The 13,562-nt window shown below is 60.6% G+C and carries 12 protein-coding genes; 3 read left to right on the top strand and 9 right to left on the bottom strand.

Annotated features, from left to right (window positions below):
* The 9 genes from BSY240_RS14060 to BSY240_RS14020 all read right to left on the bottom strand — a co-directional run bounded on the left by BSY240_RS14060 (window position 1) and on the right by BSY240_RS14020 (window position 10,422).
* A complete protein-coding gene (locus BSY240_RS14060) occupies window positions 1-735 on the bottom strand; it encodes a nucleotidyltransferase family protein (RefSeq protein ID WP_069042718.1) in 735 nt (244 codons plus the stop codon).
* 4 nt (window positions 736-739) lie between these two features.
* Window positions 740-2,269, bottom strand: a complete 1,530-nt coding sequence (gene tsaE / locus BSY240_RS14055) for a tRNA (adenosine(37)-N6)-threonylcarbamoyltransferase complex ATPase subunit type 1 TsaE (RefSeq protein ID WP_069042717.1) — start codon at window positions 2,267-2,269, stop codon at window positions 740-742.
* Entirely contained in the window at window positions 2,266-4,806 is a 2,541-nt protein-coding gene (locus BSY240_RS14050) for a sensor histidine kinase (protein ID WP_069042716.1), read from the bottom strand. Before BSY240_RS14050 ends, tsaE begins: the two co-directional genes overlap by 4 nt.
* Window positions 4,807-5,046: 240 nt before the next feature.
* Window positions 5,047-6,444, bottom strand: a complete 1,398-nt coding sequence (gene ahcY, locus BSY240_RS14045) for an adenosylhomocysteinase (protein ID WP_054149990.1) — start codon at window positions 6,442-6,444, stop codon at window positions 5,047-5,049.
* A 160-nt stretch (window positions 6,445-6,604) separates the two neighbouring features.
* The gene (locus BSY240_RS14040) at window positions 6,605-6,892 is read right to left on the bottom strand and encodes an HPr family phosphocarrier protein (RefSeq protein WP_054149989.1); all 288 of its coding nucleotides are present in this window, start codon (window positions 6,890-6,892) and stop codon (window positions 6,605-6,607) included.
* The gene (locus BSY240_RS14035; RefSeq protein ID WP_006724185.1) at window positions 6,889-7,290 is read right to left on the bottom strand and encodes a PTS sugar transporter subunit IIA; all 402 of its coding nucleotides are present in this window, start codon (window positions 7,288-7,290) and stop codon (window positions 6,889-6,891) included. The genes BSY240_RS14040 and BSY240_RS14035 overlap by 4 nt, the downstream gene beginning before the upstream one ends.
* Before the next feature lie 105 nt (window positions 7,291-7,395).
* Window positions 7,396-7,866, bottom strand: a complete 471-nt coding sequence (locus BSY240_RS14030) for an HPr kinase/phosphorylase (RefSeq protein WP_054149988.1) — start codon at window positions 7,864-7,866, stop codon at window positions 7,396-7,398.
* Window positions 7,863-9,644: a sensor histidine kinase gene (locus BSY240_RS14025; RefSeq protein ID WP_054149987.1), complete on the bottom strand. Its 1,782-nt coding sequence runs from the start codon at window positions 9,642-9,644 to the stop codon at window positions 7,863-7,865. Before BSY240_RS14025 ends, BSY240_RS14030 begins: the two co-directional genes overlap by 4 nt.
* Before the next feature lie 52 nt (window positions 9,645-9,696).
* Complete coding sequence (locus tag BSY240_RS14020; RefSeq protein WP_006724182.1) at window positions 9,697-10,422, bottom strand: response regulator transcription factor; 726 nt, start codon at window positions 10,420-10,422, stop codon at window positions 9,697-9,699.
* A 340-nt stretch (window positions 10,423-10,762) separates the two neighbouring features.
* Between BSY240_RS14020 and BSY240_RS14015 the strand changes: the two genes are divergently transcribed.
* The 3 genes from BSY240_RS14015 (at window position 10,763) to BSY240_RS14005 (ending at window position 13,560) form a co-directional block, all read left to right on the top strand.
* Window positions 10,763-12,373, top strand: coding sequence for a phosphoenolpyruvate carboxykinase (locus BSY240_RS14015; protein ID WP_069042715.1), 1,611 nt, complete (start codon window positions 10,763-10,765; stop codon window positions 12,371-12,373).
* Window positions 12,374-12,493: 120 nt separating this feature from the next.
* The gene (arfB, locus tag BSY240_RS14010; protein WP_069042714.1) at window positions 12,494-12,928 is read left to right on the top strand and encodes an alternative ribosome rescue aminoacyl-tRNA hydrolase ArfB; all 435 of its coding nucleotides are present in this window, start codon (window positions 12,494-12,496) and stop codon (window positions 12,926-12,928) included.
* A 2-nt stretch (window positions 12,929-12,930) separates the two neighbouring features.
* The gene (locus BSY240_RS14005) at window positions 12,931-13,560 is read left to right on the top strand and encodes an alpha-ketoglutarate-dependent dioxygenase AlkB family protein (protein WP_069042713.1); all 630 of its coding nucleotides are present in this window, start codon (window positions 12,931-12,933) and stop codon (window positions 13,558-13,560) included.
* The last annotated feature ends 2 nt before the right edge of the window (window positions 13,561-13,562 follow it).

The raw sequence follows: 13,562 nt of genomic DNA, 5'->3' as shown, positions 1-13,562 counted from the left end.
TCAAAGGCCCCTGCCGTAGCGGGCCACCACGGCTTCGGCAGGCGCGATCGCGTCGGGTGTGCCAACGGTCAGCCACTGTCCATTAAGGTCCGTACCGAATAGCCGACAGGCGGCAATCGCACGATCGAAATAGATGTTGAGGTTGAAGGGGCCATCCGGCGCATCGTCGAAGAGATGCGGCATCAGCGCTAAGGCCCCGGCATAGACGACCGGGTTCGGTGCGCCCGAGACATAGCGGGTGAGCTTGCCGTCATCCGCCATCGAGAAATCATTCTTGCCGTTATGGCCCGTGGTCCGTTCCTGCTCGACACAGAGCATCGCAATGTCCATCCGGGAGGGATCGAACTGTTGCGCCAGCCGGACAAGATTGCGCGGCTCATCATCCCGTTCTCCGACCCAGAACAGGTCGGCATTCATGACGAGTGCCGGCTGGTCCTGGTCGAGCAGCTTGAGGCCCTTGGCCAGACCACCGCCCGAATCCATCAACCGCTCCCGTTCGTCGGAGATCCGGATCTCGGCCCGTGTCTCCCCGGCGAGATGGGCCTCCATCTGATCGGCATGGTGATGCACATTGACCACGACCGTCTCGACGCCCGCCTCAACAAGCGCGTCGAGCACATAGTCGATCATCGGCTTTCCGCCGATCTGAACCAGCGGCTTCGGGGTCGTCTCTGTAATGGGGCGCATCCGCGTACCGAGTCCGGCCGCGAGCACCATGGCTTGCTTGATGATCATTTGCTCAGGCCGGTGATTCGGGAAGCTCGATTCCAGCCTCTATGCACCAGTTCCGCAAGGGGGCCAGAACAGGATGCTCAAAAGCCACGTTGAGATGCCAAAGGGTCCGCGGCAGATGGCGCATATAGCCCGGCTTGCCGTCCCGGTCCTTGAGGCGCACCCAGAGCCCGTTCAGCTTGCAGGCGCGCTGCGCCGACATGATCGCCCAGCTCTTCAGGAATGCGGCTTCGTTGAAATCCGCTTTCCTGGCGCGTGCCGAAAGATAGTCTGCCATCAGCTGATCCATCAGCGGCCGCTCGATCGTCACCCGCGCATCCTGGATCAGCGAGACGAGATCATAGGCCGAGGAGCCAATCATCGCATCCTGGAAATCGATAAGGCCGACCCGGTCATGCCCTTCGCGGTCTTCGCGCCAGATGATGTTGGGCGAGTGGAAGTCACGCATGACGATGGACGTATCGGAGCCCGCCAGTTCGTCGATCAGTTGGTCCCAGATGGCGAGATAGCTGGCACGTTCTTCCGCTGTCGCCTGTTGCCCCTTGCGTTTCCAGGGCAGGTGCCAGTCAAGAAGCAGCTCCACCTCGAACTTCATCGCCGCGCGATCGAAATCGGGAATGACGTGTTTATGCCCGCCCGCAATGACGATCTCCCGATCGAAGGGCGTGTCATGAATGGCGGCCAGACAAGCCGCACTGGCACGGTAGCGGTCAGCGATCGGCTTTCCCTGTTCGTCGAGAACACCGCCTTCGCCGAGATCTTCGAGAAGCAACAGACCTGCGTCGAGATCCTGTTCCAGGACTTCGGGAGCGGCAAAGCCGCGCTCGCGCAGCGCCTGTCCGATGGCCACGAAGGGACGCACATCCTCGGCCAGATGCACGAGCTGCGAATAGGGCTTGCCGTCCCGGATCGGCGGACCGTTCGGCCGCCTGGGCGCATCCATCAGGACGAGGCGGGCACTGCCGTCGGCAGGATAGACGTGCTCATAGGCCCGGTTGGAAGCGTCGCCCGTCAAATGCCGTCGATGGGCATCTCCGTATCCGCATCTCTTCAGGAAGCGGCGGATTTCATCCACGCGCCGAAGCCGAGCCAGTTTTGCCTCTGGCGCGCGGATTACCAGGTTTCGCCCGCCATCGGACGCGAATTGAAACTCGATCTCGATCCGGGTTCTAGGAAGCGCGCGGCCTGCCTTGTCCGGCCACTCGACGAGGCATATGCCATCGGCCAAGGCTTCTTCCAGCCCCAGTTCATCCAGTTCGCTCGGATCGGAGAGCCGGTACAGGTCGAAGTGGGCAACGGGAATACTGAGTTCATAATTCTGAACCAGCGTGAACGTCGGGCTGGGCACTTCGAGATCGGGATCATCGGCCAGGGCGCGTATGAATGCCCGGCTCAAACTCGATTTGCCGGCCCCGAGATCGCCGTCCAGCGCGACACAATCGCCGACCTGAAGTGCCAGCAACAGATCCTCGCCGAACAGTGCCGTGGCGGCATCATCGGCGAGGTGAACGACAAGCGTGGACGGCTCGGAGTTCATTCTGCGGCGGCGATCATCTGCGGTATGCTGGCATTGGGGATGCGGCAATGAACCGTGGTACCCTGACCTGGCTCGCTCTCGATCTTGACGTCTCCCTTGTGGAGATTGACGAAGCTCTGGACGATCGACAGACCAAGGCCCGGTCCGCTGCGCTTGCCACCCTTGGCGCTCGTCGAAAATCGATCGAAGGCCGAGGACAGGAGATCGGCGCTCATGCCGCAGCCACTGTCAGTCACCGAGAACGAGAAGTCGGTGCCGTCGCGCCAGCATTTCATGGAAACCACGCTGCCTTCGGGTGCGAAATTGACGGCGTTCGTCAGGATCTTGATGAGGATCTGCTTCAACCGCTGCCGGTCTGCGATCAGGTGGCCGAGCTGGGCAGGGGCAGCAATCTCCAGCGTCACGCTGCTCTCCTGGAGCCGATCGGTCATCTGCATGGAGACATCGTCGAGCAGGTCGCTCAGATCGATCTCTGAATAGTCGAGCTGCATGATCCCGGCATCCACGGTCGCGAGATCTAGGATGTCGTTGACGATGGTCAGGAGGACGGACGACGACGTCGAAATATGATCGATGTATTCGGCCTGCCGCTCGTTGAGCGGACCGATCGTCGGTGTCTTCAGAAGATCGGTGAAGCCGATGATGTTGGTGAGCGGCGAGCGAAGTTCGTAGGAGACGTGCTGGACGAAATCGTTCTTCAGCTCGTCGGCCTTCCGCAGCGCTTCATTCTTCTCCTTCAAGGCCCGTTCCGCCCGGACGCTGTCCGTCATGTTGACGAAGGTCAGCATGGTCTGTGCGTTGGGCAGTGGCGTCACGGCATAGTCGAGGACGAGGCCGGAATAGAGTTCGAGCGTCCCCTGGCTGGAAGGACGTTCGTCCTCGAAGCTGGTGATCATCTTGCCGTAGGCTTTCCAGCCGTCCGGCTTGTCATAGGACGGCGCACAGGCGGCTTCGAGCAGCCGGATATGCGTGCCGACCGCCGCCTGGGTCTCGGTGATGCCCCAGAGTGCCCGGAAGGCGGGGTTGGAGAGCTGAATCCGGCCATCGGGCCCGAAAACGGCAACACCCTCCGACAGATGGTCGATGGTTTCGCCCTGCACCTGGACCAGCGTATTGTAGCGGGTTTCCAGATTGAATTGTTCGGTCAGGTTTTCAAAGACCCAGGTCGCGCCGCCCTGCGGGTGAGCCGAGGCGATCACGCGCAGCGTCTGGCCGTTGGGCAGATGCCATAGGTCGGTCTGGGTTTCGAGCGCCCGATAGACAGAAAGGCAATTGTCCTTCCAGGCTTTCCAGCTCAGCTGCTCCGGCAGCTTGTGCGCGGCGCGCAAGCGGTCGAGCAGTTCGGCATGATCCGGTCGGCTTTCAAGGAACTTGGTCTCGAGACCCCATAGCTGGAGGAAAGCCTGATTGTAGAACTGCAGGCGGCGATCAGCGTCGAAGATCGCAACCGGGGTCGCGAGATGATCGAGCGTATCGGCATGGCTCTTGAGGGTCCGCGCAAGTTCCTCCCTGAGTGTCTCGGAGGAGGAGACGTCGATTGCCATGCCGCAGGAGCCGCCAGGCCCCCGCACATCGACGACGTCGAAGAAGGTGCGTGCGCCGCGGACGGCGGTCGAAACGGTATCGTGGAACGGTGATTCCGGCGTTGCGGAAGCCTTGATCTTCTCACGCGTCAGAGTGCCCAGGATCTCGCGTCCTTCCTGCACCGCCTGTTGCGGTGACGTGGATTCGACGGCATCGCTATAGGCCTGGTTCACCCAGACGAGACGCCCGTCGCCATCCCGCTGCCAGACCGGCTGTTCGATCGAATCGAGCAGCGATTCGAAGGTCGCGATCGAGCTTCGCAACCGGTTGCGTTCGATCTTGAGTTCAGCGAGTTCTGCACGCAGATTGTCCAGCGCCACGAAATGCGCATAGGCGCGGCCACCGTAGAGGTTGCCCTGAACCTCCAAAACGTCTCCGCGCTGGGTCTCGACCACGAGATCGAAAGTCTTGGCGTTCAGCCGGAGTGCCTCGATTGCGTGCTCCACCTCACTGGCGGAATGAGGCTTCAGCCAGCGTCCGAACGCCAGAAAGTCCGGATCCTGCTGGGGAGCACCCGTCTCCGCCGGGAGCTGTCCGAGAAGCTCGGCGCGGCCGTTGTGACCGTCCCAGATCACCGTGCGGCGATTCTTGTCGGCAATCAGCGTCTGATAGCGTGAGATCTTCTGCTGACTGTCCGAATAGGCGGAGCGCAGTTCGCGCACTTCGCCATCGAGTTTGTTGCGTTGACGCAAGAGAACAGCCGCGAAGATCAGGGCGGCCGAAACCGAACCGAGAAGCACCGCATATCCGGCGACGTCGATGCTGTTGAAGCCGCGCATGGCGGTCGTCGCCTGCGCATACGCAAGGCCCGGAGCAAACAGGCTCGCGAGCGCACTTCCGCAAGCCAGAACACGCCTTCTCAGCGCCAAGGCGGGACGATGGGACAGCTCGTGGAGCATCCCGTTTTTTCGCTCAGAAACTGGCCGCCAGAGGCTTGGAAAACCGGCCGTCATAGCCGTATCCCGCTGACGCGGGGCGCGTTGATTTACCGACATTCTCGGTCTGTCTCCGTCTTATTATGTGCCGCATCGTCGACAAGACATCCGTATCCGCGGACCGCTCGTGCAGTTCACGAATCAAGTTCTAAAACAATACCTTTGATGGGAAGGGTCGGGAAGGCCGGGCCCTAAAAAAGAAGGCGGCGCCTTTGTCAAGGCGCCGCCCACTAGATGTAGATATTATCCAGCTATATTTTAATAGCGGTAGTGCTCTGCCTTGAACGGACCCTGCGCCGTGACTCCGATATAGGCGGCCTGTTCGTCCGAGAGCGTCGTCAGCTTCACGCCGAGCTTTTCGAGGTGCAGGCGAGCGACCTTTTCGTCGAGGTGCTTCGGCAGGACGTAGACGCCCGGCTTGTACTCGTCGGTCTTGGCGAAGAGTTCGATCTGGCCGAGAACCTGGTTGGTGAACGACGCAGACATCACGAAGGACGGGTGACCCGTTGCATTTCCGAGGTTCAAGAGACGACCCTCAGACAGCAGGATCATGCGGTTGCCCTTCGGGAACTCGATCATGTCGACCTGCGGCTTGATGTTCGTCCAACGCAGGTTCTTCAGAGAAGCGACCTGAATTTCGTTGTCGAAGTGGCCGATATTGCCGACGATCGCCATGTCCTTCATCTCGCGCATATGCTCGATGCGGATGACGTCCTTGTTGCCGGTCGTGGTGATGAAGATGTCGGCCGAGGAGACCACGTCTTCCAGCGTGACCACTTCAAAGCCGTCCATGGCGGCCTGCAGGGCGCAGATCGGATCGACTTCCGTCACCTTGACGCGGGCGCCGGCGCCGCGCAGCGAGGCGGCCGAACCCTTGCCGACGTCGCCGTAACCGCAGACGACAGCGACCTTGCCGGCCATCATCACGTCGGTACCGCGGCGAATGCCGTCGACCAGCGATTCCTTGCAGCCATACTTGTTGTCGAACTTCGACTTGGTGACCGAGTCGTTGACGTTGATGGCCGGGAAGGGGAGGAGGCCCTTCTTGGCGAGTTCATAAAGGCGATGCACGCCGGTGGTGGTTTCTTCGGTGACACCCTTGATCGCATCGCGCTGCTTGGTGAACCAGCCAGGCGAAGCGGCGAGACGCTTCTTGATCTGCGCAACCAGGATTTCTTCTTCTTCCGACTGCGGATTGGAAAGAACGTCCTCGCCGGCTTCTGCGCGGGCGCCGAGCAGGATGTACATGGTGGCATCGCCGCCATCATCGAGGATCATGTTGGAGAAGCCGCCGTCGGTCCACTGGAAGATCTTGTCGGTGTATTCCCAGTAATCGGTGAGCGACTCGCCCTTGATCGCAAAGACCGGGATGCCGGCAGCGGCGATCGCTGCAGCGGCGTGGTCCTGGGTCGAGAAGATGTTGCAGGATGCCCAGCGGACATCGGCACCGAGCGCGACGAGCGTTTCGATCAGAACAGCGGTCTGGATCGTCATATGCAGCGAACCGGTGATCCGTGCACCCTTCAGCGGCTGGCTCGCGCCGAATTCTTCGCGGCAGGCCATCAGGCCCGGCATTTCGGTTTCAGCGATGCTGATTTCCTTGCGGCCGAAATCGGCAAGACCGATATCAGCGATCACATAGTCATGTTTGCTCATGGGATTCTCCGGCTGGATCCGACCCGATCCGCATCTCATGGCGGATGGATTAACTGGCTCTCCCGCAGATCTGGCTGCAGGGCTGGTCGTCTTCTAGCAGGGAACCGCATCAAACGCAATCTGACATAAAGAAGTCTTTATGTCTTTATGTCGCGATGCTTTACATCTCTTCACCAAAGCGGTCCGCGACCAGGGCGGCAAGTGCGTTCATGACGTCCTCGGCCTGACTGCCCGAAGCCGAGACGCAGATCGAGCACCCCGGGCTTGCCGCCAGCATCATCAAACCCATGATCGAGGTGCCGCCGACAGTCGTTCCATCCTTGGAGACGCTGACGCTCGCATCGAAGCCGCTGACGGTCTGTACGAATTTGGCGGAGGCGCGCGCATGCAGGCCACGCTTGTTGATGATCAAAAGATCGCGGGAGATCGGGTCGGCCATCGCAGTCATTTGCCACTCAATACGCGGCTTGCAACATTGATGTACTTGCGCCCAGCCTCGGAGGCCTCGACGAGGGCGCGATCCATGTCGTTGTCGCCGCGAACGCCGGCAAGCTTGATCAGCATCGGCAGATTGACCCCGGCGATCACTTCGATCCGGCCGGTGTTCATCACGGAGATCGCGAGGTTCGAGGGCGTACCACCGAACATGTCGGTGAGGATGATTACGCCATGGCCATCATCGGCACGTGACACGGCATCAAGAATGTCCTGACGACGCTGATCCATGTCATCTTCGGGGCCGATCGAGACGGTCTCGATGCATTTTTGTGGGCCTACGACGTGCTCCACCGCGTGGTGAAACTCTTCAGCCAGCTTGCCATGCGTGACAAGCACAAGTCCGATCATTCTCTACTGCCCCTTAGCGCAACTCTCGCCAAATAGCTCAAGATTGGCGTTTCGTCCATCAGTAGGACGCCATCTTGTCGATCAAAGCGGGAAGTGCAAGCCAAATCAGCGTGTAAATTGCCGGTTCGCTGCAAGGCTTCGAATACGCGCCAAGATCAGGCTGAGTGGAAAACGGCTCCACATCGGCACCCTGACGACCGGAAGGCTAAGTCCCGCGATAAGCTCGGCTTGCTCGTCGTCCGGCGGCAACCGATGTCTTTCATCCGCGCCGACCGGCAGCACAATATAGCTCAGTTCGGCGCGGTCCACATGATCGACGGAGACGATACCGCTGTATCGGAGTTCGATCAGACCGCGGATCGGTTCGGGGCAGGAGGCAAAGACCTGGCCGTTCTCCAGCGATATGATGACACGGTCATCCGAGATTAGCGCAGCCGGGATATTGGCGAGCCTGGCTTCTGCGAGGCAATCGAAAGCAAGGCTCGACTTGCCGCTGCCCGATGGCCCGACAAATGCCAAGCCGAGACCATCGACGCTGATCGCCGTCGCGTGGATGTTGTGGGTCTCGCCCGTCATGCCGCAGTTTCTACGGGCAGGGACAGGACGAAGCGGGCGCCGGTGATGCGGCCCGATGCCGGGTCCACGACGTTTTCGGCCCGCAGGGTGCCGCCATGGGCCTCGGCGATCTGTCGGCTGATCGAAAGTCCGAGACCGGAATTCTGGCCGAAGCTCTCGCCCTCTGGTCGGTCGGTATAGAAACGTTCGAAGATGCGGTCGATGTCCTCGGCCTGAATGCCGGGCCCGTTGTCCTCCACCTGGATCTGGCACCGCGTGCGATTGCGCGACAGCTTGACGAGGATCCGGCCGCTGTCTTCTGGCACGAAGGACCGTGCATTCTCGATCAGGTTGGTGACGATTTGTCCGAGACGCAGGTCGTGCCCGTGGACGACGAAATGCTGGTTCGATCCGGGTTTCTGATCGATCACGTAGTCGATCTGAACGGCCTTCTTGCCGCTGCGGATTTCCCTGGAGATGTCGACGAGGCTGGAAACGAGCACCCCGAGATCGACAGGCTTTGCGTCCGAGCGCGCCAGTTCCGCGTCGAGGCGTGAGGCGTCGGAGATGTCGCTGATCAGACGGTCGAGACGGCGGACATCGTGCTGGATGATATCCATAAGCCGCTGCCGGGACTGGTCTGTCTTGGCGAGCGGCAGGGTTTCGACGGCCGAACGCAGCGAGGTCAGCGGGTTCTTGAGCTCGTGGCTGACGTCGGCAGCGAAACTCTCGATCGCATCAATGCGATCGTAGAGCGCTGTCGTCATTTCGCGAAGCGCGATGGAAAGGTTGCCGATCTCGTCCTGTCGGATGGAGAAGTCGGGGATTTCCTCACGCTCCTTTGCGCCACGGCGAACACGGATGGCGGCTGCCGAGAGGCGGCGCAGCGGATTGGCGATGGTCGAGGACAAGAGCAGCGACACAACGATATTGACGAGGGTCGCAACCCCGAACACCCGCAGGATCGCGAGGCGTTCAGCATGGACGATCTTGTCGATGTCGCCTGCCTGGGTCGAAAGCAGCAGCACACCAAGTACGGCACGGGAGCGCTGTACCGGTACTGCGACAGACACGATGAGCTCCCCCTGGTCGGTCACGCGGACGACCGCACCGCGAACCCCGGTCAGCGCGTTCATGACCTCCGGATAGATCGAGCCGTCACCGCCAGGCGCTTCCCGATAGACCGGCAGATTGCCGGGCTGCAGGATCGTGTTGAAGAGGCGAGTGATCCAGTCGGTAAAGCTGGTGGAATCATTGTCGACCGGCGGCAGGTCGAAGCGCAGAACCTGGCCGCGCGAATAGAGATGCCGCGAATCAAGCAGCAGGTTGGCATCGGCGTCGAAGAGGCGGGCGCGGATGCGCGTCGGGGAGATCAAGCGCCGAAGAACCGGTGCCACGCGTTCCGGATTGATCGGAAACTCGAGATCTTCGTCGTTCGGAACCGGCGTGATGCTCTGTCCGGCCTGCAGTTCGAGCAGTTTCTCCGGATCGATCGTGATCGAGTTCGTATCGACAGAGGCAGATGCCGATACGGCCGCCGCGATGATCTCGCCCTGCGTCAGAAGGCTCTCGACGCGTGCATCGATCAGTCCCTCGCGGAACTGATTGAGATACATGATGCCGCCGACGAGCACGATGAGTGCGGCGAGATTGAAGAAGACGATCCGGCGCGTCAGGCTGGAAAACAGCGCGTGGCCGAAGATCCGGCGGATGAGCGTGAAGGGATGGCTGAACAGCCGACGCTGCTCGGAGCCGGAATCCGTCTCCTCCAGATGTCCCTCGTCAACCTGCTGGGTCAAACCTTTGCCTTTCGCCCGTCCTGTCAGCCTTCAAGGCTGCTACGGCGGGATCTTACGCTGCTTCGCGGAAGCGGTAGCCGACACCGTACAGCGTTTCAATCATGTCGAAGTCGGTATCGACCATCTTGAACTTCTTGCGCAGCCGCTTGATGTGGCTGTCGATCGTGCGGTCGTCAACATAGACCTGCTCGTCATAGGCCGCGTCCATCAAGGCGTCACGGCTCTTGACCACGCCGGGGCGCTGCGCTAGCGACTGCAGGATGAGGAATTCGGTCACGGTCAGCGTCACCGGATCACCCTTCCAGGTGCAGGTATGGCGTTCCTGGTCCATCACCAGCTGTCCGCGCTCCAGCGTGCGGGCCTGTTGCTCGGGGCTTCCCTTTGCAGGGCCGTTACCCGCAGCAAAGCTCTCGCGGCTTGCAGACCGTCGCAGGATCGCTTTCACGCGCTCCACCAGCAGGCGCTGCGAGAAGGGCTTGGTGATGAAATCATCAGCGCCCATCTTCAAGCCGAAGAGCTCGTCGATTTCCTCGTCCTTCGAGGTCAGGAAGATCACCGGGATATCGGACTTCTGGCGCAGGCGACGCAGCAGCTCCATGCCATCCATGCGCGGCATCTTGATGTCGAAGATGGCGAGCTGTGGCGGTCGGGCCAGAAGACCGTCAAGAGCCGAGGCGCCATCGGTGTAGGTTTCGACCTTATAACCTTCCGCTTCGAGTGCGATGGAAACCGAAGTCAGAATATTGCGGTCGTCATCCACGAGGGCGATCGTCTGCATAGGGTACGTCTCCGTCATCGTTGCGCTGCTCCTGGTCTGTCCAGCCCAGCTCTGGTTCCATGGCAGTGCGATATGGGGATAAAGGTGGAACAAATTGTGGCAGAGGGGAAGGGGCAGGGACAGCGGATTTCGTTTCGTCCGCCGTTTTCCGTCCATCGCGGCCCCCGATGATGGCGGAATGGAAGCGGAACTAAACGATTTAAAAAGAGTGTTTTTCGTTTTAAATCGATTAAATAATTGATATCATTATATTTTTTGCCCTGCTGCCTTGCATTTCACTGCTCTGCCGTTTAGGTTTCGCTCATTCAAAGTTCTGGCCCATGTGAGAGGAAAGCGGACCATGGAGGAATTCGGCGTGAGGAACCCGGCTGCGGGGATCTCGGAAATCGGCTTGGGGAAGGCTGCCAGCGTTCGCTACAACTTCCTGGAAGCGGCTCTTTATGAAGAGGCGATCCGTCGCGGCGAGGCGGAGCTGACAGCAGATGGTGCACTTCGTGCGCTGACCGGTCAGCACACCGGCCGTTCTGCCAAGGACAAGTTCGTCGTCCGCGACGGCAATACCGACGGCCAGATCTGGTGGGACAACAACAAGCCGATGTCGCCGGAACATTTCGCCGTGTTGCATCAGGACATGCTGGCCCATGCGGAAGGCCGCGATCTTTTCGTTCAGGACCTGATCGGCGGCGCCGACGCGGATAACGCCTTGCCAACGCGGGTAGTGACCGAATTCGCCTGGCACTCGCTCTTCATCCGCAATCTGCTGATTCGTCCCGAGCGTGACGCCTTGGAAGGTTTCCTGGCGAAGCTGACCATCATCGATCTGCCGAGCTTCCGCGCCGATCCGGCCCGCCATGGCTGCCGCACCGAAACCGTCATTGCCTGCGACCTGACCAATGGCATCGTCCTCATCGGCGGCACGTCCTACGCCGGCGAGATGAAGAAGTCGGTCTTCACGGTGCTGAACTACCTGCTGCCGTCGAAGGGCGTCATGCCGATGCATTGCTCGGCCAATGTCGGTCCCGATGGCGATGCGGCTGTGTTTTTCGGCCTGTCCGGTACCGGCAAGACGACGCTCTCGGCCGATCCAAAGCGCACACTGGTCGGTGACGATGAGCATGGCTGGGGCGAAAACGGCATCTTCAACTTCGAAGGTGGCTGCTACGCCAAGACCATCCGTCTCTCGGCCGAAGCCGAGCCGGAGATCTTCGCAACGACCAAGCGTTTCGGCACGGTGCTGGAAAACGTTATTCTCGACGAGAACCGCGTGCCCGACTTCAACGATGGTTCGCTCACGGAAAACACCCGTTGCGCCTATCCGCTGCATTTCATCCCGAATGCGTCGGAAACCGGAATCGCGCCGCATCCGAAGACGATCATCATGCTGACGGCGGATGCCTTCGGCGTGTTGCCGCCGATCGCGAAGCTCACGCCGGAACAGGCCATGTACCACTTCCTGTCCGGCTATACTGCAAAGGTAGCCGGCACTGAAAAGGGCGTGACCGAACCGGAAGCGACCTTCTCGACATGCTTTGGCGCACCCTTCATGCCGCGCCATCCGACCGAATATGGCAACCTGCTGCGTGATCTGATCGCCCGTCATCAAGTCGATTGCTGGCTGGTCAACACCGGCTGGACCGGAGGTGCCTACGGGATCGGTAATCGCATGCCGATCAAGGCGACGCGCGCGCTGCTGACCGCTGCACTAACCGGCGAATTGAAGAAGGTCGAGATGCGCACAGATGCGAACTTCGGTTTCGCGGTTCCGGTCGCCGTTGATGGCGTCGATACCAAGATCCTCGACCCGCGTTCGACTTGGGCCGATGGTGCGGCCTACGACGCGCAGGCCAAGAAGCTGGTCGGCATGTTCATCGACAACTTCGCCAAGTTCGAAGCTCATGTCGACGGCAAGGTTCGTGATGCGGCCCCGGGCATTCGCCTCGCGGCGGAATGAACGACTGAATTCCCGAAGATGAAGGAGGCCCGGTAGCTTTGCTGCCGGGCCTTTTCTGCTTGTGGCTTGCCTTTGCTGCGGTCACGGCCGATATGGAGGCCTGACCAAGAGACCGATGACATGGCAAGCGAACCACTCGAGATCAACAACCGCATCACGATAGCCGGCTGGGAGCTGACGGAGCAGTTCGTGCTGGCCGGGGGCCCGGGCGGTCAGAACGTCAACAAGGTTTCGACTGCGGTTCAGCTCTTCTTCAATCTGCTCGGATCTCCGGCGCTTAATGATCGCGTGAAGCAGAACGCCGCGAAGCTCGCCGGCAAACGCCTGTCCAAGGAAGGCGTGTTGATGATCGAGGCCAGCCGCTTCCGCAGCCAGGATCGCAATCGCGAAGATGCACGGGAACGGTTGAAGGAATTGCTCCTCGAGGCCGCCAAGCCGCCACCGCCCCCACGCAAGAAGACAAAGCCGACTAAAGGCTCCATCGAACGGCGCCTCAAGGCGAAATCCGGTCGCTCGGACGTGAAGAAGATGCGTGGCAAACCGGCGGGAGATTGAGCATGGCCGCAGCGAAAGCCGAGATCAGTCTTTCATCCGGTCTTCGGTACCTGCCTGGCCGGCTGGCGCGTGAGGAGCAGGAAAGCCTTGTCGAGATCATTCGCGGTGTCGTGACCGATGCACCGCTTTACGTGCCGGTCATGCCTGGCTCCGGCAGGCCCATGTCTGTCCGGATGACGAATTGCGGACCGCTCGGCTGGGTGACGGACAAGGAGCGCGGCTATCGTTATCAGGCAACCCACCCGATGACGGGCAAGCGATGGCCGGCAATTCCGGACGTTCTTCTTGATCTCTGGCGCGAGCTTTCAGGCTATCCGAAAGATCCGGAGGCCTGCCTCGTCAATTTCTATGCCGACGATGCCAAGATGGGCCTGCATCAGGACCGCGACGAATCGGAATTTGCCGCACCGGTGCTCTCGATCTCACTCGGCAATACCTGCCTGTTTCGCATCGGGGGATTGGCACGGACCGATCGCACCCAATCGCTGAAGCTGGAAAGCGGCGATGTTTTCTTGCTGGGAGGGGAGGGGCGCCTCTGCTTCCACGGGGTCGATCGAATCTATCCCGGGACCTCGACCCTTCTGAAATCGGGTGGGCGCATCAATCTGACCCTGCGCCGGGTCAATCCGTAGCC

Source organism: Agrobacterium sp. RAC06 (assembly GCF_001713475.1).
GTDB lineage: Bacteria > Pseudomonadota > Alphaproteobacteria > Rhizobiales > Rhizobiaceae > Allorhizobium.
This window is presented reverse-complemented; position numbering and strand designations above follow the sequence as displayed.

What these genes read in the sequence shown, in the direction of transcription:
- BSY240_RS14015 (WP_069042715.1), top strand. Translation starts at nt 10,763, where the DNA reads ATGGAGGAATTCGGCGTGAGGAACCCGGCTGCGGGGATCTCGGAAATC.
- BSY240_RS14005 (WP_069042713.1), top strand. Translation starts at nt 12,931, where the DNA reads ATGGCCGCAGCGAAAGCCGAGATCAGTCTTTCATCCGGTCTTCGGTAC.
- BSY240_RS14040 (WP_054149989.1), bottom strand. Translation starts at nt 6,892, where the DNA reads ATGACTGCGATGGCCGACCCGATCTCCCGCGATCTTTTGATCATCAAC.
- BSY240_RS14050 (WP_069042716.1), bottom strand. Translation starts at nt 4,806, where the DNA reads ATGACGGCCGGTTTTCCAAGCCTCTGGCGGCCAGTTTCTGAGCGAAAA.
- BSY240_RS14060 (WP_069042718.1), bottom strand. Translation starts at nt 735, where the DNA reads ATGATCATCAAGCAAGCCATGGTGCTCGCGGCCGGACTCGGTACGCGG.
- ahcY (WP_054149990.1), bottom strand. Translation starts at nt 6,444, where the DNA reads ATGAGCAAACATGACTATGTGATCGCTGATATCGGTCTTGCCGATTTC.
- tsaE (WP_069042717.1), bottom strand. Translation starts at nt 2,269, where the DNA reads ATGAACTCCGAGCCGTCCACGCTTGTCGTTCACCTCGCCGATGATGCC.
- arfB (WP_069042714.1), top strand. Translation starts at nt 12,494, where the DNA reads ATGGCAAGCGAACCACTCGAGATCAACAACCGCATCACGATAGCCGGC.
- BSY240_RS14030 (WP_054149988.1), bottom strand. Translation starts at nt 7,866, where the DNA reads ATGACGGGCGAGACCCACAACATCCACGCGACGGCGATCAGCGTCGAT.
- BSY240_RS14035 (WP_006724185.1), bottom strand. Translation starts at nt 7,290, where the DNA reads ATGATCGGACTTGTGCTTGTCACGCATGGCAAGCTGGCTGAAGAGTTT.
- BSY240_RS14020 (WP_006724182.1), bottom strand. Translation starts at nt 10,422, where the DNA reads ATGCAGACGATCGCCCTCGTGGATGACGACCGCAATATTCTGACTTCG.